This window comes from Polymorphospora sp. NPDC050346, assembly GCF_040655695.1.
Taxonomy (GTDB): Bacteria; Actinomycetota; Actinomycetes; order Mycobacteriales; family Micromonosporaceae; genus Polymorphospora; species Polymorphospora lycopeni.
Map to the genome: position 1 here is coordinate 38,387 of NZ_JBFAKM010000011.1, position 25,228 is coordinate 63,614.

Here is a 25,228-nt window from a genome sequence, read left to right on the forward strand (position 1 = left end):
TTCGGCCCTGCCGGGTGACCGCCCGCCGCGCGGACGATCGCTGAGGATCGCCGGCAGGTGGCCGGTCGCGCGACGAGGGGTTTCGAAGGCATGGACGCGTTGGACGTGGCCCGCTGGCAGTTCGGGGTCACCACGGTCTACCACTTCCTGTTCGTGCCGCTGACCATCGGACTCGGTCCGCTGGTCGCGGTGCTCCAGACGATGTGGCTGCGCACCGGCGACGAGAAGTACCTACGGTTGACGAAGTTCTACGGCAAGCTCTTCCTGATCAACTTCGCGATGGGGATCGTCACCGGCATCGTGCAGGAGTTCCAGTTCGGGATGAACTGGAGCGACTACTCCCGCTTCGTCGGCGACATCTTCGGCGCCCCCCTCGCCATCGAGGCCCTGCTCGCGTTCTTCCTCGAATCCACCTTCCTCGGCCTGTGGATCTTCGGCTGGGACCGGCTGCCGAAACGCGTACACCTGGCCACCATCTGGGCGGCGGCGATCGGGAGTGTGCTGAGCGCGTACTTCATCCTGGCCGCGAACTCGTTCATGCAGAACCCGGTCGGCTACCGGATCGACCCGGAGAGCGGCCGGGCCGAACTCACCGACTTCGTGGCGGTGCTGACCAACAAGGTCGCGCTGATCACCTTCCCGCACACGATCGCCGGGGCGTTCCTGGTCGCCGGGTCGCTGATCGTCAGCGTGTCGCTGTGGCACGTGATGCGCCGGGGCGTGACCGACGAGACGCCGGCGCACCGGTTCGCGACGAAATTCGGCGCGGTCGTCACCCTGGTCGCCACCGTGGCCGTACTGGTCACCGGCGACATCCAGAGCAAGATCATGACGCAGGTGCAGCCGATGAAGATGGCCGCCGCCGAAGGGCTGTACGACACCGAGTCGCCGGCCGCCTTCTCGGTACTGACCGTCGGCAGCCTGGACGGCGGGCGCGAGGTGTTCGCGCTGAAGATCCCGTACCTGCTCTCCTGGCTGTCGACCGGTGACGTGAACGGCGAGGTGCACGGCATCAACGACCTCCAGGCGCAGTACGCCGCCCAGTACGGGCCCGGCGACTACGCGCCGATGATCCCGGTCGCGTACTGGAGCTTCCGCCTGATGATCGGCTTCGGGCTCGCGGCGGCACTGGTGGCGCTGCTGGTGCTCTGGGCCCAGCGGCGCGGGCGTACGCCGTCGTCGAAGTGGCTGCTGCGGGCCGGCCTGGTCCTGCCGCTGCTGCCGCTGGCCGCCAACGCCTTCGGCTGGATCTTCACCGAGATGGGCCGCCAGCCCTGGATCGTCTTCGGCGAGATGCTGACCCGCGACGGGGTGTCCCGCAGCGTGTCGCTGACCGAGGTGCTGACCTCGTTCACCGCGTTCACCCTGATCTACGCGATCCTCGCCGTCGTCGAGGTCCGGCTGCTGCTGACGTACGCCAAGCGCGGGCTGCCGGCGGTCGCGCCGCCGCCCGACGACGACCACGACGGCGACCGTGACGCCGACGAGGACCGCCCGCTCGCCTTCGCCTACTGACCCCGGAGCATCCCGTGGAACTGTCCACCTTCTGGTTCCTGCTGATCGCCGTCCTGTTCACCGGCTACTTCGTCCTGGAGGGCTTCGACTTCGGCGTCGGCGTACTACTGCGTGTGCTCGGCCGCGACGACCGCGAACGCCGCGTCCTGATCAACACCATCGGCCCGGTCTGGGACGGCAACGAGGTCTGGCTGATCACCGCCGGCGGCGCCATGTTCGCCGCGTTCCCGGAGTGGTACGCGACCCTGTTCTCCGGCTTCTACCTGCCCCTGCTGCTGATCCTGCTCGCGCTGATCGTGCGCGGGGTCGCGTTCGAATACCGGCACGGCCGCGACCACGCCGGCTGGAAGGACCGCTGGGACTGGGCGATCACGATCGGCTCGGTCGTGCCGGCGCTGCTGTGGGGCGTCGCCTTCGCGAACATCTTCCGGGGCGTGCCGCTGACCGCCGACCACGAGTACGCCGGCGGCCTGCTCACCCTGCTCAACCCGTACGGGCTGCTCGGCGGGGCGACGTTCCTCGCGGTCTTCGTCACGCACGGCGCGCTGTTCCTGGCGCTGAAGACCGCCGGCGACATCCGCGAGCGGGCGAACCGGCTGGCCGGCCGGGCCGGCCTGGTGGCGGTGCTGCTCGCCGGCACGTTCCTGGTCTGGTCACTGGTGCTGCGGGCCAACCCGGCCGCCGTCGTGCTCGCGGTGCTCGCCGCCGTCGCCCTGGTCGCCGGCCTGACCGCCAACCGGGTACGCCGGGAGGGCTGGGCCTTCGCCGGTACGGCGACCGCGATCGCGCTGACCGTGGCGACCCTGTTCACCGCCCTGTTCCCGGAGGTGATGCCGTCCACACTGGACCCGGCCGGGACGCTGACCACGGCGAACGCGTCGTCGACGCCGTACACGCTGACGATCATGACCTGGGTGGCGGCGGTCTTCACCCCGATCGTGCTTCTCTACCAGGGCTGGACCTACTGGGTCTTCCGCAAGCGCCTGGACACCACCCACATCCCCACCCACTGACCACCCGAACGCAGGCGGGGCGGTGCCGGCACCCGGCCGCGTTGATCAAGGAGAAGTTACGCGACATATCCGCACGAGACGGGCACGCTTTCTCCTTGATCAGCGCTCACGGAGGACCGGGGCGGGGCGGCAGGGGCGGCGGGTAGGCGCGGGCGCGGGCGGGCGGCGCTGATCGAGGAGAAGTTGCGCGACATATCCGCACGAGACGGGCACGCTTTCTCCTTGATCAGCGCTCGCGGAGGGCCGCACAGACGGGCGGGCCGCACAGACGGGCGGGCCGCGCGTCGATCAAGGAACGGCGTGGGTCAGCGGTAGGTCCACACGCGGAGCCCGTTCCCGGTCCGGCAGGCGAGGTGGGTATCCGACGACTGGCACTGGGAGACCCGGTGCGGCACCGGCCCGAGCACCTGGATCCGCGTCGCCCCCGGTTCGAGGACGGCGAACCAGGCCCGGTCCGGCAGCTGGTCGGGCCGGGTCAGGACGAGCGGTGAACCCTCGGCGCCGGTGACCGGATCCGGCCAGTCCGACAGGTCGACCAGCGGCCGGCCGGAGTACGGATCCACCGTGTGGTCAAGTTCCCCCTCGCGTGGGCCGAGCCGGAGCAGGTGCCCGCCCCGGCTGTCGAGATGGCCGTTGGCGACGACCTCGCCGAGCGGGCGGCCGTTGCCGGCGTCGATCAGCAGGCTCCGGCCCGCCATCGCGACACAGAGCACGGCACCGCAGTCGTAAGCGGCCCCGTGCCGGGGCAGCGCCGCCCGCCAGACGGTTTCCAGCGTGCCGGCGGCGTACGCGGTCGCCTCCGACAATCCGGTCTGCACCAGAACCAGGTCGCCGACGACCCCCAGCCAGCCCATCGACCCGTCCACGGCTCTGGCGCGAGAGTGCCGTACCGCCCCGGTCCGCGCGTCGCGTACCTCCAGGACGCCGTCGCGGGTCAGCACCGCCACCGACGGCGGCTCCCCCGGCAGCAACTCCCCGGCGGTGACCGATCCGGTGGCCCACAGCTCGGCACCGGTGTCCAGGTCGAATGCCCGCACCGACACACCGTCGACCTGCACGCTGACCCGTGGGGCTTCGCCGGGCTCGACGGCGGTCACGTGCACGACCTCGCCGCTGGCACCGGCGACGACCCGGACGGTGGCGTTCACGGCCGGGTCATCGGAAACGAAACTCCAGATCGGCTCGCGGACCAGGCCGACGTTTCCGGCGTCGCCACCGGTGACGTGGTGCGGCACCGACGCCCGGAGCCGACCGCTGGCGGTGTCGAGGACGAAGGTCCGGTCCTCGGTGTGGACCAGCAGACGCTCTCCGGCGATCGACAGCGACGCCTCACCCTCGGGACCGAGGGCACGGGTCTCGACGCCGATCGGGGTGGTCCAGAGATCGGCGCCACGGGTCAGGTCGTACGCGGTGACGGTGCGCCGGAACGACCGGTCCGTCGGCGGGTGGACGACGTAGAGCCGGTCACCGACGAGTAGTTCCTGCTGCCAGATCGAGGTCGGTGGTGCCGCGACCTCGACCAGGGCCGGCCCGGGCTGTGGTGCCGACCCACCGACCGCGAGCACGAGCGCGACGACGAGCGCGGTCACCGCCGTACGCAGGTGTCTGGCCAGCGCCGGGCGGGACGGTGCGGGCTCGGCCGGCGGTTCGTTGGTCCGTACCCCGAGGTCGATCACTACCGGTCCGGCGCTCATCCGCTCCCCCTCCGCCGACGACGTGGGCAGCCTAGAACGCGGGCCGGGCGCGCGGTGCCCCGGCGGTCAGCGGTAGCGCCAGGCGCGTAGTTCGTCGGTGCGGGTCCGGCAGACGATGTGGGTACGCGACGACTGGCAGCCGTACGACCGGTGCGCGACCACGCCGAGCGGGCGGACGGCGGTCGCGCCGGGATCGAGTACGGCGAACCACAGCCGCCGCGGCCCGCCGGCGAACCTGGTCAGCACGGCCGGCGAGTCGTCGAGGGCCACGGCCAGCTTCGGCCACGCCGACAGGCTGACCAGGCGCTCCCCGGTGGCCGGGTCGACGGTGTGGTCCACGAAGCCCTCGCCGAGCGAGGCGAGCGCGATCAGGTGCCCGCCCCGGCTGGTCAGGTGCCCGTCGAGCGCCACCCGGCCGAGCAGCACCCCGGTCATCGGGTCGAGCAACGACGTCTGGACCTCGCTGCGGACACAGATTCGGGTGCCGCAGACCAGGGCCCATTCCTCGTCCGGGCGCACCGGCGTACGCCAGACGGGTTCCAGGGTCTCGGCGTCGTACGCGTTGACGGCCGGCGAGGTGTCGCGGACCAGGACCAGACCGCCGGCACCGACGGCGCTGGTCGCCGGGCGGTCGGGCTCGGCGGGTCGCCGGTGCCGGGTCGCCCCGGTACGCGCGTCGCGCAACTCGATCCCGCCGTCCATCGTCACCACGGCGGCGGTCGGTGTGGCCGCCCCGGCCAGGAGCACCCCGGAGCGTACGAGGTCGGCGGTCCACAGCTCGGCGCCGTCGGCGAGGTCGAAGGCGCGCACGGACATGCCGGCCGGTGGTATCGCGATCACCGTGCCGGTGGCCGGGTCGAGCTGGAAGCGTCGGGGTTCGTCGGGCGGCGGCGCCGACTCGGTCACGGCACCGGTCGCCGGGTCGAACACCCCGACGACGGCCGGTCGCCGGTCGGCGGGAGTCATGGTGGACGACCAGACCGGCCGGCTGCTCAGCCCCACGCCGCCGCCCCTGACGTCGGTGATCGGGTGTGGCACCGACCAGCGGGTACGGCCGGTGGCGTCGTCGACCGCAGTGGTTCCGTCGTTGATGTGGACCAGTAGCTGGCCGTCGACCGGCCGCAGTTGCGCCGCCGGCCGCGGATAGTCGGTGACCCGGACCTCGGGCCCGACCGGGGCCGTCCACAGTACGGTGTCCCGGTCGAGGTCGTACGCGGTCAGGACCAGCCGCACCCCGCCGGCCTCGGGGGCGAGGACGTAGAGGCGGTCACCGACCAGGAACTGCTGGTGCGTACCGGCGGTCGTCAGCACCGCGACCTCGACGAGGGCCGGTTCCGGCAGCGGTCCGGAGCCGGCGGTGGCGAGCACGAGCAACGCGGCGAGCGCCGCCACGGCCGTACGCAGATGTCGGAGCAGCACCGGGCGGGGTGGCTCGGGCTCGGCCGGGAGTTCGTGGTCACGCGTCCCGAGGTCGATCACAGTTCCGCTGCTCATCCCGCCCTCCGCCTTCCCGATCCGCAGCCTAGCCGCGCCGCACCCACCCGCGCCGCCCCTCCGTCCGCCGCCCGGCGCGGGCGTCGATCTAGGAGCAACCGTGCCCGTTCTGACCGCTTTGCCGCACAACAACTCCTTGATCAACGCGAAGAGCCCCGCGATCCACGGAGCAGCGCAGCGGCGGCAAACAGAAATGGGTATTTACTGTTAAGATTGTTTACTTTATGTTGTGATGCATGGCGATCGATAGCCGGTTGGGTGACGCATTCCGGCCGAACGGCTCTCGACACCCTTTGGAAGCCCTCCCGGCGCGTCGGCCACCGCGCCGAGGAGGGTCCGTACCCCCGCGGAGAAGGAGTTCGTCCATGCGAAGACTGATCGCACTACCGATCCTGGTGGTGGGCACCGTGCTCACCTCACTGGCGATCGCCGCGCCGGCCCAGGCGCACGGCTACATCTCCTCGCCACCGAGCCGTCAGGCCCAGTGCGCGCAGGGCATCGTCACCAACTGCGGTGACATCCAGTGGGAGCCGCAGAGCGTCGAGGGCCCGAAGGGCCTGCGCAGCTGCAGCGGCGGCAACGCCCGCTTCTCCGTCCTCGACAACGACAGCAAGGGCTGGCGGGTGACCAACGTCAGCGGCACGACCACGTTCAACTGGGTCATCACCGCCCGGCACGCCACCAGCACCTGGGAGTACTACATCGGCAACACCCGGGTGGCCCAGTTCAACGACGGCGGCCGGCAGCCCGGTCCGACCGTGACGCACCAGGTCAACCTGAGCGGCTTCTCCGGCCGGCAGAAGCTGCTCGCCGTCTGGAACGTCGCCGACACCCCGATGGCGTTCTACGTCTGCGTCGACCTCCAGATCGGTGGTGGCGGCAACCCGCCGCCCACCACGCCGCCGCCGACCAACCCGCCGCCCACGACGGGCCCGACCCCGACCAACCCGCCGCAGACCGGCGGCACCTGGCGGGCCGGCACCGCCTACAGCGTCGGCGACCAGGTGACCTACAACGGCGTCACCTACCGCTGCCGGCAGGCGCACACCGCCATCGCCGGCTGGGAGCCGCCGCACGTGGCCGCCCTCTGGCAGCAGGTCTGACCCCGTGACCGGGTGGGTCCACGGTGGACCCACCCGGTTCGCCGGTCCGGAAGGAGACACCGATGTACGCGCTCGCGCGAGGAACCGCCGCCGTCGCGGCGCTGCTGCTGCTCGCCGGCTGCATGGGCACCGCGGCCCCGGCCGGCCGGCCCGCCGCCGCGCCACCGCCGGCCGCGTCGGCACCGGCGGCAGCCACGCAGGCGCCGAACACCGGGCCGCACAACGCGGCCGACGTCATGTTCCTGCAGATGCTGGTCACCCATCACGAGCAGGGCCTGACGATGGTACGGCTCGCCGTCGAACGGGCGACCCGGAACGAGGTACGCACCCTCGCCGCGGCCATCGAGGTGACGCAGGCCGCCGAGGTGGAGACGATGCGGTCGTGGCTGCGCGGCTGGGGCGAGGCGACGGAGGCGGATCCGGCCGAGCATCTGCACGCCGACCACGGCGGCCTGCCGCTGACCAGCGAGGACCTGATCGGGGCGCTGGACACCGTCTCCGGCGCGGAGTTCGAGAAGCGGTTCCTCAACCTGCTGATCGGTCACCAGCACAACGCGGTCGAGATGGCCCGCAACCAGACCAAGTACGGGACCAACCCGGAGGCCCGCCAGTTGGCCGAGCGGGTCGACCTGTCGCGTACGGCACAGATCCAGCAGATGCTGGCGTACCTGGACTGAACCGTCGCGGGTGCCTTCCCGGTCGGGGAGGCACCCGCGGGCGATCGTGAACCGGGTCAGGCCACGACGGCGGCCGGCGGCGGGGCCGGGAAGCCGTAGCGGGCGGCGAGGTCCGGGTCGTCCGGGTCGATCTGCCGTACGCCCTCGTCGGCGAGCCGCTTGTTGACCTCGTCCAGGTGCTCGCGGACCAGCCGGGCCTCCTCGTCGGTGACCTTGCCGCGGTGCGGCTTGCCGGCGTGTTCGAGGGTGCCGTATTCGATCCGCTCGGTCCGGCGGGTCGTCTTCGCCGGCCGGACCCGCTCGGCGGTCCGCAGCAGTTGCGCCATCGGGGTGTCGGTCGCCAGTTCGTCGAACTCGCTCGCGGTCAGTACGATCCGGCGCGGCTCGCTGCCCTCGGGACCGTCGTGGATCTCGACGACGGCGACGTCGAGGGCCGCGTCGTCGATGCTCTCGATCTCGACCGGTCGGGCGTCCAACCGCACGGGTCCGGCGACCAGGTCGGGATGCTCCAGGACGACGAGTGACACCACCCGGTCGCCGGGCTGGATGACCTCGCCACTGAAGTCGGAGACATGAACCGTCTTCTTACCCATGCGAAAGAACTTCTCCTGTCGAACGCTGCGGTCAAGACCGGAGACGAAGCTACCCGACAGGTGTGCGAACGCGTCGGCAGGTCCGGCCGGATCGGTGTGTCGCACCGGCATCCCGCGATCTTGCGCTTGTCGCCCGACAAATCCGACGAAGGGAGGAGATATCTGCAAGATCACGGGGCGGTGACGCGGCGTCGGGCGGGCGCCGAAACTTTGTCATGGAAAAGTCTTGCCAACGCCAGGGGCGATGATGAAGATTTCCTCCCATGCGGACGAATCGAGAATCATCGTTCCGACTCGCGGCCGCCGTACTGGCCGCCGTCATGCTCCCGACCGTGCTCGGCCCGGCGGCGCCGGCCGGCGCGGGCCAGGGCGCCACCGCCGCGGGGACCGTCGTCACGGCCGCCTGCACCACCGACCCCGCCACCCCCAAGCGGCAGTTCCGCGCGATGTGGATCTCCAGCGTCGCCAACATCGACTGGCCCAGCCGCACCGGGCTGTCGGTCGCCGCCCAGCAGGCCGAGTTCCGGTCCTGGCTCGACCTGGCCCAGCAGCGGAAGATGAACGCCGTCGTCGTGCAGGTCCGGCCGACCGCCGACGCCTTCTGGCCGTCGACCCTCGAACCCTGGTCGCAATACCTGACCGGCACCCAGGGCGGCAACCCCGGCTACGACCCGCTGGCCTTCATGGTCGCCGAGGCGCACGCCCGCAACATCGAGTTCCACGCCTGGTTCAACCCGTACCGGGTCGCCACCCACGCCGACCCGTCCCGGCTGGTCGCCAGCCACCCGGCCCGCCGCAACCCGAGCTGGGTCTTCCCCTACAACGGCCAGCTCTACTACAACCCCGGCATCCCCGCCGTCCGCGCGTTCGTCCAGGACGCCATGATGGACGCCGTCAACCGGTACGACATCGACGCGGTGCACTGGGACGACTACTTCTACCCGTACCCGTCGGGCAGCACCCAGATCCCCGACCAGGCCACCTACGCCCAGCACGGGTCCGGCTTCGCCAACATCGGCGACTGGCGGCGCAACAACGTCGACCGGCTGGTGCAGGAGATGAGCCAGAAGATCCGGGCCGCCAAGCCGTGGGTCAAGTTCGGCATCAGCCCGTTCGGCATCTGGCGCAACGCCTCGACCGACCCGCTCGGCTCCCCCACCTCCGGCCTCCAGTCGTACGACGCCATCTACGCCGACACCCGGCGCTGGGTGAAGCAGAACTGGATCGACTACGTCGCGCCGCAGGTCTACTGGCACATCGGGTTCGCCACCGCCGACTACGCCAGACTCGTGCCCTGGTGGTCGAACGTCGTCGCCGGCACCAACGTGCAACTGGTCATCGGGCAGGCCACCTACCGGGTCGGCGCGTCCGGGCAGGACGCCGCGTGGCAGAACGCCGCCGAACTCACCAACCACCTCACCCTCAACCGCGCCCACCCGCAGGTCGTCGGCGACATCCACTTCAGCGCCAAGGACGTCCGCGCCAACCGGCTCGGCGGCATGGACCGGGTCGCGAACGACCACTACCGGCGGCCCGCGCTGGTGCCGGTCGCCGCCGGTCGCGGCGGCGCCGCCCCGCCCGCGCCGACCATCACCGCCGCCACCCGGGTGAGCAACGGCGTCTCGCTGACCTTCCAGCGTGGCGGCACCACCACCCCGGCCGCGTACGCGGTCTACCGGGTCGACGGCACCACGACCGACCCGTGCGACCTGGCCGACGGCGGCAACCTGCTGGCCACCGTACGCGCCAGCGGCACCACCGGTACGTACACCGACACCACCGCGGCGGCCGGCGGCACGTACACGTACGTCGTGACCGCGCTCGACCGGCGCCACCACGAGAGCGCGGCCAGTGCCGGCCGGGTGGTGAACCCGGGCAGCGGCGGCGCGTTCACCGTCACCGTCGACAACGCCACCGCCGGCCGGTTCACCGCCAGCGGCAACTGGGGCACGTCGAGCTTCTCGGCCCAGCGGCACGGCGCCAACTACCGGTTCGCGAACCCGGTCGCGGCCAGCGACCCGGCCTGGTTCTCGGCCAACCTGCCCAGCGCCGGCAGCTACCGGGTCGAGGTCTGGTATCCGGCCGACCCCGGCTACAACAGCGCCACCCCATACCTGGTCGCCACCACGGCCGGCAACCAGTCGGTGACCGTCGACCAGCGCGCCGGCGGCGGCCAGTGGCGCAGCCTCGGCACGTTCACCCTCGCCGCCGGTGACCGCAACGTCGTCGGCGTCAGCCGCTGGACCACCGGCACCGGCTACGTCGTCGCCGACGCCGTACGCATCACCAAGGTCTGATCCCCCACCCCCACCCCCACGGCAAGGAGAATCGATGTCCCTTCCCCCGCTGTCCCGGCGTGCCATGATGCGCGGCGCGGTGCTGGTCGGTGTCGGTGCCGCCACCGGTGGCCTGCACACCCTGACCTCGAGCCCGGCCCACGCCGCCGTCGCCCGCCCGACGATGCACGGCACCGCCTCCTGGGGCGCCCGGGCGCCGCGTACCCCGGTCAGCCTGATCAGCGGCCGGCCGAACAAGGTGATCATCCACCACACCGCGACCGCCAACCAGACCGACTACTCGCTGGCCCGCGCCCAGTCGCTGGCCCGCGCGGTGCAGAACTTCCACATGGACAGCAACGGCTGGATCGACAGCGGGCAGCAGTTCACCGTCAGCCGGGGCGGGCACATCATGGAGGGCCGGCACCGCAGCATCGAGACCCTCAACGGTGGTAGCAGCTTCGTCTTCGGCACCCACGCCGGGGCGCAGAACAACCAGTCGATCGGCATCGAGAACGAGGGGACGTACATGACGGTCGGCCCGACGACCGCCCTGTACAACTCGCTGGTCAACCTGGTCGCCTACACCTGCCAGCAGTACTCGATCCCGGCCAGCCAGATCTACGGCCACCGCGACTTCATGGCGACCGCCTGCCCCGGCGACGTGCTCTACGCCCGGCTGCCGCAGCTGCGCGCCGACGTGGCGGCGCGGCTGTCCGGTGGGAGCGGCGGGTTCACCGCGATCGTCGACAACACCACCGCCGGCCGGTTCACCGCCAGCGGCAACTGGGGCACGTCGAGCTTCTCCACCCAGCGGCACGGCACCGACTACCGCTTCGCCGACCCGGTGCTGGCCAGCGACACCGCCTGGTTCAAGGTGAACATCCCCAGCGCCGGGACGTACCAGGTCGACGCCTGGTGGGCGGCGAACGCCGGCTACAACAGCTCCACGCCGTACATCGTGGCCACCAGCAGCGGCAACCAGACGATCCGGATGAACCAGCAGATCAACGGCGGCCAGTGGCGCAACCTGGGCAGCTTCCACCTGAACGCCGGCGACTACAACGTGGTCGGGGTCAGCCGCTGGACCTCGGCCGCCGGCTACGTCATCGCCGACGCCGTCCGCATCCGCAACTGACCCACCCTCCTCCGCGATCTTGCGCTTGTCTCCTCCATTCGCCGGTTCTGCCGGGCGACAAGTGCAAGATCGCGGGAGGGTTGGCGGGTGTCCGGTATCCGATGCACCCGGGCGACGGGGGGCGGGCGTGCCTAGCGTGCGGTACGCACGACCACGCCGTCCGAAGTGGAGTCCCGATGACCGCCACCGTCCCCAGCGCCGAACCCGCCGCCCCGCCCGCCCGGCCACGGCCGCCACGGATCCTCGGCCGGTTCGCCCTGGCGTCCGGGGTGGCGCTCACGGTGTCGATGGTCGCGGGCGCCGCGTTCACGCTACTGCCCGAGCCGCACCTGCACGGGAATCTCGTAAACGACTTCCTCGACAACCCACCCCTGCGACGGCTCGCGATGGCGCTCCTGGCCGTGGCGACGGTCGGTGTCGTGTCCGCTGGGCCCGCCGCGATCGTGCTGCACCTGGTCTGGGCGTACCGGCTGCACCGGTACGTCGACGCGGTGCGGGGCGCGGATCCCCGCCGGCCGGTCTGGACCACGCCGCTCGGCTGGCTCGTCCCGGTGGCGAACCTGGTGCTGGGTCCGTTGGCCCTGGCCCGGATCGCCACGCGGGCGTCAGGGACCCGTCTTCCGGCGGTGCTGGTCTGGGCCTGGTGGGCCGGGTTCGTGGCCGCGACACTGCTGTTCGCCCTCGGCCGGGCCGCCGGCGCCGGCCCGCTGCTCCTGATCCAGTTCGTCGCCGGCGGCCTGTTCGTCGCCATGCATGTCGTCCTGTCCCGGCACACCGCGCAGCGGTGACGTCGGGGGCGGGACGCTCCTATGGCGCGTCAACCGGCCGCCACCCGCGCGCCCCTCGTGACGTGGCGGTGTGTGGCGATCGTTAGCTGTTCCGCCGCTGCAGGTACGGCGTGTCGAACTGCTGGACAGCAGACGATCACGGGTGCCCTGGTGGTTCGCCGGGGAAGGACTCTGGTGTTGTGGTCCACAGCGAATTCGGCGTACGCACAGCGAATTCGCTGTGGGGCGGGACAGTGGTATCGGGCCGGGCGGACAAGTCGAGCCCAAGGCACGAGGCCAGTCGGAGCAAAGGGCACGCCCACTACCACCCGCATCAGCTCACCACCGATGAACCGACCCCGCCATGCTCACGGTCAGTCGTGGTCGGGGTGGTTGGCGAGCTGGTGGTCGGCCTGGAAGAGGGCTTCGGCGATCACCGCCCGGACGTGGCCGCCCCGGGTCCGGTAGAGCACCCGGCGGCCGTCGCGGCGGGATGCCACCAGGCCGGCCAGGCGCAGTTTCGCCAGATGCTGCGAAACCGCCGGCCGGGCGACACCGAGCGCCGCGGTGAGCGTGGCGACGTCGTGTTCGCCCTTTCGGAGCAGCCACATCAGGCGCAGCCGGGTCGGGTCGGCGAGCATCCGGAAGGCGGTCGCCGCCGCCTCGAACTGGGCTTCGGTCGGCTCCTGATGCCCGTCGTTGGCAGTTGCCGCGTTGTCGCGTGCGTACATGAGCACATATGGTGTCACGGTCGCCACACGGGTACGACGCCGGGAGGCACCCGATGCACCACGACCACACCCACGCACCAAACGAGCGGACCGCCCCCGACCGCCACGGCGCCCCCGCCCCGCAAGGCGACCACAAGCACGATCGGCACCACGACCACCACCAGCACGGCGACCACGACCGGCCCGGCGACCACGACCACAAGCACGACCACGGCGGGTGGTGGGGGCGGGTCCGGCACGCCGCGACCCCGCACAGCCACGACTCCGGCGACGTCGTCGACCCGGCGCTCGCCGCCAGCCGGCGCGGGATGCGGGTGCTCTGGTGGTCGTTCGCGGCCCTGATGGTGACCGCGCTGGCCCAGGTCGCCGTCGTGATCCCGACCGCCTCGGTGGCCCTGCTCGGCGACACCGTGCACAACTTCGCCGACGCGCTGACCGCCGTACCGCTGGCGATCGCGTTCCTGCTCGGCCGCCGCGTGGCGACCCGGCGGTTCACGTACGGGCTGGGCCGGGCGGAAGACCTGGCCGGCCTGTTCGTGGTGCTGGTCATCGCCGGGTCGGCGGTCTACGCCGGCTGGGAGGCGGTCGACCGCCTGCTCGACCCGCGGCCGGTGCGCTATCCCGGCTGGGTGGCCCTCGCCGGCCTCGTCGGCTTCGTCGGCAACGAACTGGTGGCCCGGTGGCGGATCCGGGTCGGCCGGGAGATCGGGTCGGCCGCGCTGGTCGCGGACGGGCTGCACGCGCGTACCGACGGGTTCACGTCGCTGGCCGTACTCGTCGGGGCCGGCGGGGTCGCGGTCGGCTGGTGGTGGGCGGACCCGGTCGTCGGGCTCGGGATCACCGCGGCGATCGTGGCGGTGCTCTGGTCGGCGGTACGCGAGGTCGCCGGCCGGCTCCTCGACGGCGTCGACCCGGCGGTGACGGCGGCCGCGGAGCGGGCCGTCACCGCCACCCCCGGCGTGGTACGCCTCGACGGGCTGCGGCTGCGCTGGGTCGGCCACACGTTGCGGGCCGAGGTGGAGGTCGCCGTCGACGGCGGACTGCGGGTCGCGGCGGCGCACCGGATCGCGCACGACGTCGAGCACGCGCTGACGCACGCCGTACCGCGGTTGACGGCCGCGACCGTGCACCCGCACCCGGCCGGCACCGACCACCCGGACCGGCTCACGCTCACCGGGAGTAACTAAACGGGGGCCGGGAGGTACGACGAGGAAAGGTCTTCCGGCCCTGCCGGGAACCGGCCGCCGGCGCGATGGTGGAGGCACGTCCACCCGCAGGAGGCCACGATGTTCGAGCCTGTCGACCTTCCCGGCAGCGCCACCGCACAGGTGCTCGCCACCGCGGCATGGCACGCCCTGCGCGCACCGTCGGCGCTGAACACCCAGCCCTGGCGATGGCGGGCGGCGGCCCGGACGCTGGAACTGCGCGCCGACCCCGGCCGGCGGCTCGGCACGACCGACCGGGACGGCCGGCTGCTGCACCTGGCGTGCGGTGCCGCCCTGCACCACGCGTACGTCGCGCTGCTCGCCGACGGCTGGCAGGTGCGGATCGCGCTGCGGCCGGACCCGGCCAGCGACCCGGAGCTGCTGGCCCGGATCACCCTGATCGGCCGGGGCATGCCGGGCGCGACCGCGACCGCGCTGCGGGACGCGATCGGCCGCCGGCGCACCGACCGCCGGGCGTTCGCCGACACCCCGGTCCCGGCCGTCCTGCTCGACCGGCTGCGCCGGGCGGTCGAACTGCACGGGACCTACCTGCACCTGGTCCGGCCCGACCAGTTGCCGATGCTGGCCATCGCGACCGCCAGCGCGGCCGCCGACGAGTTGGCCGACCCGGACTACCGCGCCGAACTGATCCGGTGGACCACCCGGCCGGCGGGCAGCGGCGACGGTGTGCCGGCGGCGTCGGCGGTCCGGCAGGCACCGCGCCGGGTCCCGGTACGCGACCACACGATCGGCCACCACCCGGCCGGGCTCGAGGTCGGCGCGGGCACCGACCGGGGCGCGTCGTACGGGATCCTCTTCGGCAGCACCGACGAGCCGGAGGCGTGGCTGCGGGCCGGCGAGGCGCTGTCGGCGCTGCTGCTGACCGCCACCGACGCGGGTCTGGCCGCGGCGGTCCTCAGTGACCCGGTCGAGCGGGAGTGGCCCCGGCACCTGCTGGGCGAACTGCTTTCCGCGGTCGGTACGCCGTACCTGGCGGTCCGGATCGGGCTGCCGGTCGAGGCGGCACCGCTGCCGGCCACGCCGCGCCGCGATCCGGCCGACGTCATCGAGATCAGCGGGTAGGCGGCCGTGCCGACCACGACCTACACCGGTGCGGACCTGCGGGCGGCGGCGGCCGCCGCGATCCGGGCGCCGTCGATGCACAACACCCAGCCGTGGCGGTTCCGGCTGCGCGACGGGGCGATCGAACTGCTCCTCGATCCGGCGCGGCGGCTGCCGGTCGGTGACCCGACCGGTTGGGCGGCCCGGATCGGGTGCGGGGCGGCGCTGTTCAACCTGCGGCTCGCGCTGGCGGTGGCGGGTCGTCCCGGTACGGTGCGGCTGCGGCCGTACCCGGCGCAGCCGCTGGTCGTGGCCCGGGTGGGGGCCGGCCCGCCGCGCCCGCCGACCGTCGCCGAGCAGGCGCTGTTCGCCGCGGTCCCGCGCCGGCACAGCAACCGGGCCCCGTTCTGGCCGGTGCCGGTCTCGCCCCGGCAGCGCTGGAAGCTGGTCGAGGCGGCCCGGGCCGAGAACGCCCAGCTGGAACTGCTCGTCGGGGCCGCGCCGGTCGGCGCGCTGGCCGAGATCGCGCACACCGCCAACCGGGTGCTGACGGCGGCGCCCGGCTACACGGCCGAGGTGCGGAGCTGGACCCGGTACGCCGACGCCGACGACGGGGTTCCGGTCGGTTCCGGCGGGCCGGCCACCGAGCCGCAGGACCTGCTGCCCGGCCGCCCGTTCGGGGTGCGGACCCGCGCGCCGGGCCGCGACTTCGAGCCCGAGCCGGTGGTGGCGGTGCTCGGCTCGCCCCGGGACACCGCGACCGACCAGATCGCCGCCGGCGCGGCGCTGCAACGGGTGCTGCTGACCGCCACCGACGCCGGGCTGGCCGTGTCGCTGCTGTCCCAGCCGATCGAGGTGCCCGGTGCCCGCGAGCAGCTACGGCTGGCGCTCGGCGGGCGGGTCGGCGTGCCGCAGATGGTGTTGCGGGTCGGGTACGGCCAGCCGGGCTGGCCGACCCCGCGGCGCGGCGTCGACGAGGTCGTCGACGAGCGGTAGCGGTCACCCTCGGCCGGGCCGGCCGTCCCACCATTTGAACGCCTTCTTGACCCGATCACCCACCCAGTCCACTGTTCCTATCAATCAAGTAGGGAAAACAGGGATTGGACCGGCGATGCGATGTCAGCGCTAGCCATGGCGGTGCGGGCATCGCGCAAGAAGGAGCCCAGCGCCGTGCATGTCTCGGCCCGCAGCGACTACGCCCTACGGGCGATGCTCTCCGTGGCCGCCGCCCCGGAACACCTGGCCAAGGCCGCGGACCTCGCGGCCGACCAGGCCATCCCGCTGAGCTTCCTGCAGGGCATCCTGCTCGACCTGCGTCGGGCCGGACTCCTGCACAGCCAGCGCGGGGTCGACGGCGGCTACACCCTGGCCCGGCCGTCCACCGCGATCTCGGTCGGCGACGTGCTGCGCGCCGTCGGCGGCACGCTGACCACCGTGCGCGGTCTGCCCGCCGAGAGCGCCACGTACCACGGGGTCGCGGCCCGTCTCGGCGGCGTCTGGCTCGCGGTCAACGGCGCGATCGAGGCGATCGTCGACCGCACCAGCCTCGCCGACCTGCTCACCGGACGTTCCGTACCCGCTCCCCCGGGCGGGCACGACACCCCCGTACCAATGACGAAACAGGAGATGGAATGACTCCGCGCAGCATTCGCCTGCTCGCCGCGACCGCGGCCGCGATACTGGCGACCACCGCCCTCGCGGCCTGCGGCGGCGACTCGGAGGGGTCCGGTGCCGCCGCCACCAAGCTGCGGCTGGGCTACTTCCCCAACATCACCCACGCGCCGGCGCTGGTGGGGGTGCAGAACGGGATCTTCGCCGACAAGCTCGGCGACACCACATTGGAGACGACCACCTTCAACGCCGGCCCGTCGGCGATCGAGGCGCTCTTCTCCGGCGCCATCGACGCCACCTACATCGGCCCGAACCCGGCCATCAACGGCTGGGCCCAGTCCAAGGGCAGCGCGCTGCACGTCATCGCCGGCACCACCTCCGGCGGCGCGGCCCTGGTCGTCAAGCCCGAGATCACCAGCGTGCAGGACCTGCGCGGCAAGAAGATCGCCACGCCGCAGCTCGGCAACACCCAGGACGTGGCGCTGCGCTACTGGCTCAAGCAGCAGGGGCTCAACGCCGACACCCAGGGCGGCGGCGACGTCTCGATCCTGCCGACCCCCAACTCGGAGATCATCACCGGGTACGGCAGCGGCGCGCTCGACGGCGCCTGGGTGCCCGAACCGCACCTGAGCCGGCTGATCATCGAGCACGGGGCGAAGGTGCTCAAGGACGAGAAGGAGGAGTGGCCCGGCGGCGAGTTCGTCACCACCCACCTGATCGTCAGCAAGAAGTTCCTCGACGCCAACCCCGAGACGGTCAAGAAGCTCCTCGAGGGCCACATCGCCGCGGTCGACTACGTCAACACCAACCGCGACGCCGCCGCGACCGCCGCCAACGAGCACCTCAAGGCCCTGTCCGGCAGCGCGCTCAAGGACGACATCCTGGCCGCGTCGTTCGCCAACCTCACGTTCACCGTCGACCCGATCGCCCCCTCGTTGTACGGCAGCGCCAAGCACGCCGAGGAGGTCGGGCTGCTCGACCCGGTCGACCTGGCCGGGATCTACCACCTCGGCCCGCTCAACGAACTGCTCAAGGCGGGCGGCAAGCCCGAGGTCAGCGGAGAGGGAACAGCTTCGTGAGTCTGGTCGACCAGACCGCCGTGGGGACGGACGGCCGCCACACCGACGTGGCCGTCCGTCTCGACGGTGTGTCCAAGGCATACGGTCGGGGCCGCTCCGCGCTGCTCGCGCTGGACCGGGTCTCCCTCGACGTACGGCGTGGCGAGTTCGTCTGCCTGCTCGGCGCCTCCGGCTGCGGCAAGAGCACGCTGCTGTCACTGGTCGCCGGGCTCGACGCCGCCTCCGGCGGGAGCATCGACGCCGGTGGCCACCGGGTGTCGCTGATGTTCCAGGAACCGGCCCTGTTCCCCTGGCTGACCGTGGCGAAGAACGTCGAGATCGCCATGCGGCTGCGCGGCGTCGGCCGCGACGAACGCCGCCGCCGGGCCGAGGAACTGCTGGAGACGGTGCGGCTGTCCGGCTTCGCCCGCAAGCGGCCGCACGAACTCTCCGGCGGCATGCGGCAGCGGGTCGCGCTCGCCCGGGCCCTGGCCCAGGACGCCGACGTCCTGCTGATGGACGAGCCGTTCGGCGCGCTGGACGCGATGACCCGCGACATCCTGCACGACGAACTGGAACGGATCTGGCGGGAACGGTCGCTGACCGTCCTGTTCGTCACCCACAACGTCCGCGAGGCGGTACGGCTCGGCGACCGGGTCATCCTGCTCAGCAGCCGGCCCGGCCGGATCATCGAGGACTTCCCGGTCGACCAGCCCCGGCCGCGCCGCATCGACTCCGCCGAGGTGGCCGAACTCGCGGCGACGATCACCGACCGGCTGCGTACGGAGGTGTCCCGCCATGCCCACTGAGTCCCGTACGGAACTGGCGAAGCCGCCGGCCGCCCGGACCGCCACCACCGACGAGGTCGCCGGTCTCGACGCCCTCGAACTCGGACCGGCCAGCAAGGAGGGCCGGGCGGCCCGGCTCGGCCGCCGGGTCTGGGACTCGCTGTGGCCCAAACTCCTGGCCGTCGCGCTGGTCATCGCCGGCTGGCAGATCGTCTACCTCACCGAGTGGAAGCCGCCGTTCGCGCTGCCCGACCCGCTGACCGTCTTCGCGGACATGCGGGAGCTGATCCCGACCGCCGAGTTCGCCCGGGCCATCGGCATCACCATGCAACGGGCCGTGATCGGCTTCCTGATCGCGGTCGTGATCGGCACCCTGATCGGCGCGGCGGTGGCCCGGTTCCGGCCGCTGCGGGCCGCGATCGGCTCGCTGATCACCGGCCTGCAGACCATGCCGTCGATCATCTGGTTCCCGTTCGCGATCCTGCTCTTCCAGATCAGCGAGACGACGATCATGTTCGTGGTCATCATCGGCGCCACCCCGTCGATCGCCAACGGCCTGATCAGCGGCATCGACTACGTGCCGCGGGTCTGGTTGCGGGTCGGCAAGGTGCTCGGCATGCGCGGGCTCAACCTCTACCGGTTCCTGATCCTGCCGGCGTCGCTGCCGTCGTTCGTCAGCGGGCTCAAGCAGGGCTGGGCCTTCGCCTGGCGCAGTCTGATGGCCGGTGAGCTGCTGGTCATCGTCGCCGGGCAGGGGTCGATCGGGGTACTCATGCAGGGCGCCCGGGAGTTCAACAACGCGCCCCGGCTGCTCTCCTGGATCATCGTGGTGCTGGTCATCGGCATCCTGGTCGACATCGCGTTCAACGCGTTCGACAACGCGCTGCGCAAGCGCTGGGGCCTGACCCAGAGTTGAGCCCCTACGAGTTGATCGCGGCGGTGGGGCTCGGCGCCCTCGCCGCCGCGGTCGGCACCCCGACCGGGGTCTCCGGAGGGCTGCTCCTACTGCCGGTGCTGCTGACCGTCTTCGGGCTCGGCGGCACCGTCGCCAGCGCCACCAACCTGCTGTTCAACGTCGTCTCGACCCCCGTCGGCATCCTCCGGCAACCCCGGATCGACCGGGCGCTGACGCGACTCCTCGTCGGCGCCGCGACACCCGCCGCGGTCGCCGGGGCGCTGGTCAACGTCTTCCTGCTCGGCGACTCCCCCGCCTTCCGGGTGCTGGTCGCCGTGCTGCTCGTCGCCGTCGGCGGCAGCCTGCTCGCGCGCCGCCGTCCGGCCCGGCGGTCCGATGTGGAGCTTTCGTCGGCGGTACGGCGGGCACTGCTGCTCACCGGCATGGCCAGCGGGCTGCTCGGCGGCTTCTACGGGCTCGGCGGCGCGGTGCTGGCCGCGCCCGCCGCACTGCTGCTCACCGGCTGGCCGGTCGCCCGCGTCGCCGGCGCCGCCCTGGTCACCACGCTGACCGTGTCGGTGACCGGGCTGGTCACGTACGCCACGCTCGACATCGCCGGGCAGACCACCGTCGACACCCCGCACTGGCCGCTCGGCCTGGCGCTGGGCACCGGCGGCCTGGTCGGCGGCTGGCTCGCCGCCCGGTACGGCGGGCGGCTGCCCGACCGGCTGCTGCGCCGTACGCTCGCCGTCCTGGTCACGCTCGGCGCCCTGCGCCTGGTCTTCGGCTGAGGGCGGCCGGCGCGGTGGCCCCGGGCTTCGCAGCCCATCGCCGGCGTCGGCGGCAGGGACCTCCTTGCCGCCGGGCGGTGCAGGCGACCGGCCGGGGACTGGTGATGCGCCCGCTGACGGAAACCGAACCCTTGCCTTCCTGCGCCACGAACTCCGGTACGACACTGTCGGAACCGGTAGCCCCACTCCTGATCAGGTGGTCCGCACACGTTCAACCGGAACAGCGTCAGCCGTGACCGGCTGGTGCAGGCAGGACGAGACCATGATCTACATCTACCTCGAGAGCTTCCGCTGCCACACCGAGACCGACGAACTGGGCTCGGACGAGCCGTACATGATCGTAGCGGCGGTCGACCTGCGGTCATCCGTCAACGTCCAGGGGATCTCCATTCCCATCCCGGCGTCCCGGGTATTCGTCTACGGCGCGTTCGGCGACGTCGACGAGCAGGAGACCCACCAGGCTCCCTTCCAGTCCTTCTGGGGCCTGTTCGGCGAGGAACGCACGCTGCCCAACCCGGACGACGCCATCTTCCTCGCCGCATTGATGGAGTGGGACGACGGCAACGCGCACGCCCTGCGCAACATCGTCGCCGGCTCGGTCAACAGCGCCCTGCTCGCCAGCCTCGGCGTCACCGACCGGGCGACCCGGGTTGGGCTGGTCCTCCAGGCGTTCAACTCGGCCATTCAGACCCCGACCGGCGGCCCGAGCACCGACGAGTGGATCGGCCTCGGCCAGGAGGTGCGGTTCACCCGCGAGGACATCGTGCTGGCCGAGACCGGCAACCCGGCCCGCCGGTCACTGCGGTACCGCGGCGATGGCGGCGACTACACGCTCACCTTCGCCGCCCGCAACCGGGGCCAGGCCGCGTGGCGGTTCTGTGGCCCCTGCCGCAGCCTGTTCTTCGACGGCGCCGCGGGCAAGGGCGTCTGCCCCGCCGGTGGTGGACACGCCGCGGCCGGGTGGACGTTCTACCTGCCGCACGGCGCCGCCGGACCGTCGGGCGGGCAGTGGGACCGGCGCTTCTGCGACCGGTGCTTCGCGATGTTCTGGGCGGGGGACCCGGCCAACCAGGGGCGCTGCCCGGCCGGCGGCGCGCACAATCGGCAGGGCTACAGCTTCGTGCTGCCGCACGACCACAACGGCCCGGGCCAGGAACAGTGGCGGTTCTGCGACCGGTGCCGGGTGATGTTCTGGAACGGCCAGCCTGACAAGGGCCGGTGCGTGGCCGGCGGTGGCCACAACGCCCAAGGCTTCAACTTCCGGCTCGACTACACGCCCTGAGCCCGCCGACCGTCGTGATCGTCTGCGGTTCAGACACTCCCCGACCGGCGTGTCGGGCGCCTGAGCCGCAGACGATCGAGAGCGGACCGGTGGACCGGTCCGCGCCCGCCGGGCGTCAGCGCAGGCTGGAGCCGATGCTGATGCCGCCGTCGACGTCGAGGACCACGCCGGTGACGAACGCGGCCTCCTCCGCGCACAGGTACGCGGCCGCCGCCGCGATCTCCGCCGGGCGGCCGATCCGGCGGGCCGGCACCCGGCCGGCGAGCTTGTCGCGGGCGCGGGCGTCCATCGCGGCGAGCATCGGGGTGTCGATCAGCCCGGGGGCGATGACGTTGGAGGTGACGCCGTGGCCGGCGCCCTCCAGCGCGATGGTACGGGCCAGGCCGACCACGCCGGCCTTGGCGGCGGCGTAGTTCACCTGGCCGAAGTTGCCGCGCCAGGACATCGACGACAGGGACAGGATGCGGCCGTACCCGCGCTGTTTCATGTGGCCGAAGACGGCCCGGCCGCAGTGGAACGCGCCGCGCAGGTTGACGTCGACCACGGTCGTCCAGTCGTCGTCGGTCATGAACTCCAGCCGGCTGTCGCGGAACACCCCGGCGTTGTTGACCAGGACGTCGACCTGACCGAACTCGTCCAGTGTGGACCCGAACCAGGTCCGGACCGCGGCGGCGTCGGTGACGTCGACCGCCGACGGCACGACGGTGGCGCCGGTGGAGTCGGCGATGGCGGCGGCGGCCTCCTTGACCGTACCGGCGTTGCGGTCGCCGAGGGCGAGGTCCGCGCCCTCGGCGGCCAGCCGTTCGGCGATCGCCCGGCCCAGGCCCTGGCCGGCGCCGGTCACCATGGCCACCCGGCCGGTGTAGCGGTTCATCGGCGTCCCTCTCCCGTTGCCGTTCCCAGGAACCGGTCCAGCGCGGCCGTCATGTCGGTGGCCGCCCAGTGCGCGCCGAAGGCGTCCAGTTCGGCGGCCAGCGCCGGACCGGCCGGCGGGTCGCGTACGTCGTACAGCAGGTTCTTGAACCCGGTCTGGGCCGGGCCGGCGGCGCGGGCCAGCCGCCCGGCGGTGGCCGCGACCAGCTCGTCGAAGCGGTCCGCCGGTGCCACCGCGTGCACGAACCCGGAGGCGGTGAACACCTCGGCCGGCAGCAGCTCACCGGTGAGCGCCAGCCACCGGGCCAGCGGCTCGCCGACCCGGCGCGGCAGCCGGACGCTGGACCCGGCGGCCGGCAGCAGCCCGTTGCGGACGTGGCCGTCGCCGATCAGGGTGCCTTCGCGGGCGACCACGACGTCGCAGACGAGCGCGAGTTCGAGGCCGCCGGCGACGACGTGCCCGTGTACGGCGGCGACGACCGGCTTGCCGACGCGTTCGATCCGGTCGAGGCTGGCGGACACCCGCCCGAGGAAGTCGAGCGGGTCGGCGCCGGTGGCCGCGACCGACCGCAGGTGGCGCAGGTCGGCGCCGGCGCAGAAGCTGGGGCCGGTGCCGGCCAGCACGACGACGGCGGTGTCCGGGTCGGCGGCCGCCGCGGCGACCGCGGTGTCCAGCGCGGACAGCAGGGCGGGGTCGATGGCGTTACGCCGCCGCGGCCGGTTGAGCCGCAGCCAGCGGACCTCGCCCCGCTGCTCGACCAGCACCGGCCCGACCGGGTCCGCGGCGCCGGGCACCGGCAGGGCCGGATCTGCGTTGCCGGGCACCGGCCGCACCGGGTCCGCGTTGCCGGGCACCGGCGCGGCCGGGGCGGCGAGGACGGGGTCGCCGGCCATCAGGCGCCGCCGGCCGGCGCGGAGGTGGGCACGGCCGGCACGGCGGGCCGGGGCACCGCGCCGCCGGCCGGCCCCGGCCCGGCGGCGTCGAGTTCGGCGCGGCGGCGGGCGCGCAGGACGAACCGCTGGATCTTGCCGCTCGGTGTCTTCGGCAGCGCGTCGACGAAGTGGACGGTGCGCGGGTAGGCGTGCGCGGCGAACCGGGTCTTCACCCACCGCTGGAGTTCCCCGGCCAGGTCGGCCGACGCCCGCGCCGGGTCGCGCAGCACGACGTACGACTCCAGCACCTCGCCACGGACCTGGTCGGGTACGGCGACGACGGCGCACTCGGTCACCGCCGGGTGGGTGCACAGCACCGACTCGACGTCGAACGGGCCGATCCGGTAGCCGGCCATGATGATGACGTCGTCGTCGCGGGCCGAGAAGTGGAAGTAGCCGTCGTCGTCGACGCTGCCGGTGTCGCCGGTCAGGTACCAGCGGCCGTCGGCGGTGAACTTCTCCCCCGTCGCCGCGGCGAACCGCGGGTCGGTCCCGGCCGTCCCGGCGGTGCCGTCGGCGGGTACGCCGTACCCGGTGAACCAGGCCAGCGGGCTCGCGGCCCGGTCGATCGCGATCCGGCCGAGCACGCCCGGCGGGGCCACGTCGTCGCGGTCCGGCCACAGTACGGCCGCCGACCAGCCCGGCATCGGGTGTCCCATCGAGCCCGGTCGGGGCGGCCGGCGCAGCAGCGGATGGTGGTGGTTGTTGATCAGCATCCCGGCCTCGGTCTGGCCGTAGTGGTCGTAGACCAGCACGCCGAGGGCGTCGCGCGCCCAGGTGTTGACGTCCGGGGTCAGCGGCTCGCCGGCGCTGGACGCGCAGCGCAGCCGCAGCCCGCCCGGCACCGGCAGGTCCGCCGCCCGCAACGCCCGGTAGACCGTCGGCGCCGCGGTCAGGTTGGTGACCCCGAACCGGTCCAGCACCTGCCAGGTCGCCGCCGGCGAGAACCCGCCGCGCAGCAGCACGCTGGGCACGCCGAGGGTGAACGAGCCGAGGATGCCGAAGTAGAGGCCGTACGCCCAGCCGGGGTCGGCCGCGCACCAGTAGACGTCGCCGGGGCGGACGTCGAGCCCGAACTCGGCGTACGCCCGGAAGCCGGCCAGGGCCGCCGTCGGCACCACGACGCTCTTCGGCCGGCCGGTGGTGCCCGACGTGTAGATGTGGATGATCGGCGCGGCGCCGCCGAGCGCGGCGGCCGGCCGGCCGGGGCGATGTGCGGCGAGCAGGTCGGCGAGGTCGAGGTCGGGTGCGGTGGCCCCGCCGACGACGACGGTGCGCCACGGCGGGTCGGCCGGTACGCCGTCGCCGGGGGCGAGCTTGGTCCGCTGGTCGGCGTCGCAGACCAGCACCTTCGCCCGGCTGTCGGCGAGCCGGTCGAGGATCGCCGGGGCGGCGAAGGCGGTGAACAGCGGCACGTGGACCGCACCGAGCCGCCAGATGCCGAGCAGCGTCACCAGGTATTCGACGCTCTTGCCGAGCAGGGTGGCGACCCGGTCGCCGGGGCCGACGCCGAGGCCGGCCAGGGCGGCGGCGCACCGCTCGGAGCGCTCGCGCAGCTCGCCGTAGGTGAGCACGGTGTGGGACAGGTCGGGGTCAACGACGGTGTACGCGACCGCGTCGGCGGGATGGTCGTCGCAGAGCAGCGCGGCGACGCTGGCGCCCGGGTCGCCGTACCGGGCCAGCAGGTCGTGGACGTGGGCGGTCAACCGGTCCGGGGTGGCTGTCATCG

Annotated in this window: 23 protein-coding genes; 16 read left to right on the forward strand and 7 right to left on the reverse strand. The window is 72.8% G+C overall.

Translation table 11 applies throughout. The annotated features are described in order from the left end of the window. Positions 1-90: 90 nt before the first annotated feature. The gene (locus AB0I42_RS13750) at positions 91-1,515 is read left to right on the forward strand and encodes a cytochrome ubiquinol oxidase subunit I (protein WP_357537224.1); all 1,425 of its coding nucleotides are present in this window, start codon (positions 91-93) and stop codon (positions 1,513-1,515) included. Between the two features lie 14 nt (positions 1,516-1,529). Further along, positions 1,530-2,528, forward strand: a complete 999-nt coding sequence (gene cydB, locus AB0I42_RS13755; RefSeq protein WP_357537226.1) for a cytochrome d ubiquinol oxidase subunit II — start codon at positions 1,530-1,532, stop codon at positions 2,526-2,528. Positions 2,529-2,833: 305 nt separating this feature from the next. Here cydB and AB0I42_RS13760 read toward each other — a convergent pair whose 3' ends face one another. Both AB0I42_RS13760 and AB0I42_RS13765 read right to left on the reverse strand, forming a co-directional pair. Next, on the reverse strand, positions 2,834-4,222 hold the full coding sequence (locus AB0I42_RS13760) for a PQQ-binding-like beta-propeller repeat protein (RefSeq protein WP_357537227.1): 1,389 nt from the start codon (positions 4,220-4,222) through the stop codon (positions 2,834-2,836). Positions 4,223-4,288: 66 nt separating this feature from the next. Beyond that, positions 4,289-5,716 (reverse strand): PQQ-binding-like beta-propeller repeat protein, encoded by a 1,428-nt coding sequence (locus AB0I42_RS13765; protein ID WP_357537228.1) that lies wholly within the window; start codon positions 5,714-5,716, stop codon positions 4,289-4,291. Positions 5,717-6,081: 365 nt separating this feature from the next. On the opposite strand from AB0I42_RS13765, the gene AB0I42_RS13770 reads away from it, so the two are divergent. After that, positions 6,082-6,819, forward strand: a complete 738-nt coding sequence (locus AB0I42_RS13770) for a lytic polysaccharide monooxygenase (RefSeq protein WP_357537229.1) — start codon at positions 6,082-6,084, stop codon at positions 6,817-6,819. Positions 6,820-6,881: 62 nt separating this feature from the next. Beyond that, positions 6,882-7,496 carry a DUF305 domain-containing protein gene (locus AB0I42_RS13775; RefSeq protein ID WP_357537230.1) on the forward strand — a complete coding sequence of 205 codons (615 nt, stop codon included), beginning with the start codon at positions 6,882-6,884 and terminating at the stop codon, positions 7,494-7,496. 56 nt (positions 7,497-7,552) lie between these two features. Here the strand turns inward: AB0I42_RS13775 and AB0I42_RS13780 are convergent, their stop codons facing one another. After that, the gene (locus tag AB0I42_RS13780) at positions 7,553-8,089 is read right to left on the reverse strand and encodes a hypothetical protein (protein WP_357537232.1); all 537 of its coding nucleotides are present in this window, start codon (positions 8,087-8,089) and stop codon (positions 7,553-7,555) included. Positions 8,090-8,352: 263 nt separating this feature from the next. On the opposite strand from AB0I42_RS13780, the gene AB0I42_RS13785 reads away from it, so the two are divergent. From AB0I42_RS13785 to AB0I42_RS13795, 3 genes are all read left to right on the forward strand, one after another. Continuing rightward, a complete protein-coding gene (locus AB0I42_RS13785; protein WP_357537234.1) occupies positions 8,353-10,386 on the forward strand; it encodes a family 10 glycosylhydrolase in 2,034 nt (677 codons plus the stop codon). Between the two features lie 34 nt (positions 10,387-10,420). Beyond that, positions 10,421-11,503: an N-acetylmuramoyl-L-alanine amidase gene (locus AB0I42_RS13790; protein WP_357537236.1), complete on the forward strand. Its 1,083-nt coding sequence runs from the start codon at positions 10,421-10,423 to the stop codon at positions 11,501-11,503. 176 nt (positions 11,504-11,679) lie between these two features. Continuing rightward, entirely contained in the window at positions 11,680-12,291 is a 612-nt protein-coding gene (locus tag AB0I42_RS13795) for a DUF4328 domain-containing protein (protein ID WP_357537238.1), read from the forward strand. Between the two features lie 353 nt (positions 12,292-12,644). On the opposite strand, the gene AB0I42_RS13800 is transcribed toward AB0I42_RS13795, so the two are convergent. Next, positions 12,645-13,001, reverse strand: coding sequence for a metalloregulator ArsR/SmtB family transcription factor (locus AB0I42_RS13800; RefSeq protein ID WP_357537240.1), 357 nt, complete (start codon positions 12,999-13,001; stop codon positions 12,645-12,647). Between the two features lie 53 nt (positions 13,002-13,054). Here AB0I42_RS13800 and AB0I42_RS13805 point away from each other — a divergent pair, with 53 nt between their 5' ends. The 9 genes from AB0I42_RS13805 to AB0I42_RS13845 all read left to right on the forward strand — a co-directional run bounded on the left by AB0I42_RS13805 (position 13,055) and on the right by AB0I42_RS13845 (position 21,693). After that, positions 13,055-14,188, forward strand: a complete 1,134-nt coding sequence (locus AB0I42_RS13805; RefSeq protein ID WP_357537242.1) for a cation diffusion facilitator family transporter — start codon at positions 13,055-13,057, stop codon at positions 14,186-14,188. 99 nt (positions 14,189-14,287) lie between these two features. After that, complete coding sequence (locus AB0I42_RS13810; protein WP_357537244.1) at positions 14,288-15,289, forward strand: nitroreductase; 1,002 nt, start codon at positions 14,288-14,290, stop codon at positions 15,287-15,289. Between the two features lie 6 nt (positions 15,290-15,295). Then, the gene (locus tag AB0I42_RS13815; protein ID WP_357537246.1) at positions 15,296-16,264 is read left to right on the forward strand and encodes a nitroreductase; all 969 of its coding nucleotides are present in this window, start codon (positions 15,296-15,298) and stop codon (positions 16,262-16,264) included. A 174-nt stretch (positions 16,265-16,438) separates the two neighbouring features. After that, complete coding sequence (locus AB0I42_RS13820) at positions 16,439-16,903, forward strand: Rrf2 family transcriptional regulator (RefSeq protein ID WP_357537505.1); 465 nt, start codon at positions 16,439-16,441, stop codon at positions 16,901-16,903. Next, positions 16,900-17,958 carry an ABC transporter substrate-binding protein gene (locus tag AB0I42_RS13825; RefSeq protein ID WP_357537249.1) on the forward strand — a complete coding sequence of 353 codons (1,059 nt, stop codon included), beginning with the start codon at positions 16,900-16,902 and terminating at the stop codon, positions 17,956-17,958. The genes AB0I42_RS13820 and AB0I42_RS13825 overlap by 4 nt, the downstream gene beginning before the upstream one ends. 2 nt (positions 17,959-17,960) lie before the next feature. Next, positions 17,961-18,746: an ABC transporter ATP-binding protein gene (locus AB0I42_RS13830; RefSeq protein WP_357537507.1), complete on the forward strand. Its 786-nt coding sequence runs from the start codon at positions 17,961-17,963 to the stop codon at positions 18,744-18,746. Beyond that, positions 18,736-19,641 carry an ABC transporter permease gene (locus tag AB0I42_RS13835; protein WP_357537251.1) on the forward strand — a complete coding sequence of 302 codons (906 nt, stop codon included), beginning with the start codon at positions 18,736-18,738 and terminating at the stop codon, positions 19,639-19,641. Before AB0I42_RS13830 ends, AB0I42_RS13835 begins: the two co-directional genes overlap by 11 nt. Continuing rightward, positions 19,638-20,411, forward strand: coding sequence for a TSUP family transporter (locus tag AB0I42_RS13840; protein WP_357537253.1), 774 nt, complete (start codon positions 19,638-19,640; stop codon positions 20,409-20,411). The genes AB0I42_RS13835 and AB0I42_RS13840 overlap by 4 nt, the downstream gene beginning before the upstream one ends. 262 nt (positions 20,412-20,673) lie before the next feature. After that, positions 20,674-21,693, forward strand: a complete 1,020-nt coding sequence (locus AB0I42_RS13845) for a hypothetical protein (protein WP_357537254.1) — start codon at positions 20,674-20,676, stop codon at positions 21,691-21,693. Positions 21,694-21,808: 115 nt separating this feature from the next. Here AB0I42_RS13845 and AB0I42_RS13850 read toward each other — a convergent pair whose 3' ends face one another. Genes AB0I42_RS13850 through AB0I42_RS13860 form a run of 3 tightly spaced genes read right to left on the reverse strand, consistent with a single transcriptional unit; the run spans position 21,809 to position 25,226 of the window. After that, positions 21,809-22,567 carry an SDR family NAD(P)-dependent oxidoreductase gene (locus tag AB0I42_RS13850; protein ID WP_357537256.1) on the reverse strand — a complete coding sequence of 253 codons (759 nt, stop codon included), beginning with the start codon at positions 22,565-22,567 and terminating at the stop codon, positions 21,809-21,811. Beyond that, positions 22,564-23,460 carry an enoyl-CoA hydratase-related protein gene (locus AB0I42_RS13855; protein ID WP_357537258.1) on the reverse strand — a complete coding sequence of 299 codons (897 nt, stop codon included), beginning with the start codon at positions 23,458-23,460 and terminating at the stop codon, positions 22,564-22,566. Before AB0I42_RS13855 ends, AB0I42_RS13850 begins: the two co-directional genes overlap by 4 nt. Continuing rightward, positions 23,460-25,226 (reverse strand): AMP-binding protein, encoded by a 1,767-nt coding sequence (locus AB0I42_RS13860; RefSeq protein ID WP_357537260.1) that lies wholly within the window; start codon positions 25,224-25,226, stop codon positions 23,460-23,462. The genes AB0I42_RS13855 and AB0I42_RS13860 overlap by 1 nt, the downstream gene beginning before the upstream one ends. Positions 25,227-25,228: the final 2 nt, after the last annotated feature.

Bases quoted from the DNA above. Each gene is read 5' to 3' on its own strand.
- AB0I42_RS13750 (WP_357537224.1), top strand. From the start codon at position 91: ATGGACGCGTTGGACGTGGCCCGCTGGCAGTTCGGGGTCACCACGGTC.
- AB0I42_RS13760 (WP_357537227.1), bottom strand. From the start codon at position 4,222: ATGAGCGCCGGACCGGTAGTGATCGACCTCGGGGTACGGACCAACGAA.
- AB0I42_RS13765 (WP_357537228.1), bottom strand. From the start codon at position 5,716: ATGAGCAGCGGAACTGTGATCGACCTCGGGACGCGTGACCACGAACTC.
- AB0I42_RS13770 (WP_357537229.1), top strand. From the start codon at position 6,082: ATGCGAAGACTGATCGCACTACCGATCCTGGTGGTGGGCACCGTGCTC.
- AB0I42_RS13775 (WP_357537230.1), top strand. From the start codon at position 6,882: ATGTACGCGCTCGCGCGAGGAACCGCCGCCGTCGCGGCGCTGCTGCTG.
- AB0I42_RS13780 (WP_357537232.1), bottom strand. From the start codon at position 8,089: ATGGGTAAGAAGACGGTTCATGTCTCCGACTTCAGTGGCGAGGTCATC.
- AB0I42_RS13785 (WP_357537234.1), top strand. From the start codon at position 8,353: ATGCGGACGAATCGAGAATCATCGTTCCGACTCGCGGCCGCCGTACTG.
- AB0I42_RS13790 (WP_357537236.1), top strand. From the start codon at position 10,421: ATGTCCCTTCCCCCGCTGTCCCGGCGTGCCATGATGCGCGGCGCGGTG.
- AB0I42_RS13795 (WP_357537238.1), top strand. From the start codon at position 11,680: ATGACCGCCACCGTCCCCAGCGCCGAACCCGCCGCCCCGCCCGCCCGG.
- AB0I42_RS13800 (WP_357537240.1), bottom strand. From the start codon at position 13,001: ATGTACGCACGCGACAACGCGGCAACTGCCAACGACGGGCATCAGGAG.
- AB0I42_RS13805 (WP_357537242.1), top strand. From the start codon at position 13,055: ATGCACCACGACCACACCCACGCACCAAACGAGCGGACCGCCCCCGAC.
- AB0I42_RS13810 (WP_357537244.1), top strand. From the start codon at position 14,288: ATGTTCGAGCCTGTCGACCTTCCCGGCAGCGCCACCGCACAGGTGCTC.
- AB0I42_RS13825 (WP_357537249.1), top strand. From the start codon at position 16,900: ATGACTCCGCGCAGCATTCGCCTGCTCGCCGCGACCGCGGCCGCGATA.
- AB0I42_RS13835 (WP_357537251.1), top strand. From the start codon at position 18,736: ATGCCCACTGAGTCCCGTACGGAACTGGCGAAGCCGCCGGCCGCCCGG.
- AB0I42_RS13845 (WP_357537254.1), top strand. From the start codon at position 20,674: ATGATCTACATCTACCTCGAGAGCTTCCGCTGCCACACCGAGACCGAC.
- AB0I42_RS13850 (WP_357537256.1), bottom strand. From the start codon at position 22,567: ATGAACCGCTACACCGGCCGGGTGGCCATGGTGACCGGCGCCGGCCAG.
- AB0I42_RS13855 (WP_357537258.1), bottom strand. From the start codon at position 23,460: ATGGCCGGCGACCCCGTCCTCGCCGCCCCGGCCGCGCCGGTGCCCGGC.
- AB0I42_RS13860 (WP_357537260.1), bottom strand. From the start codon at position 25,226: ATGACAGCCACCCCGGACCGGTTGACCGCCCACGTCCACGACCTGCTG.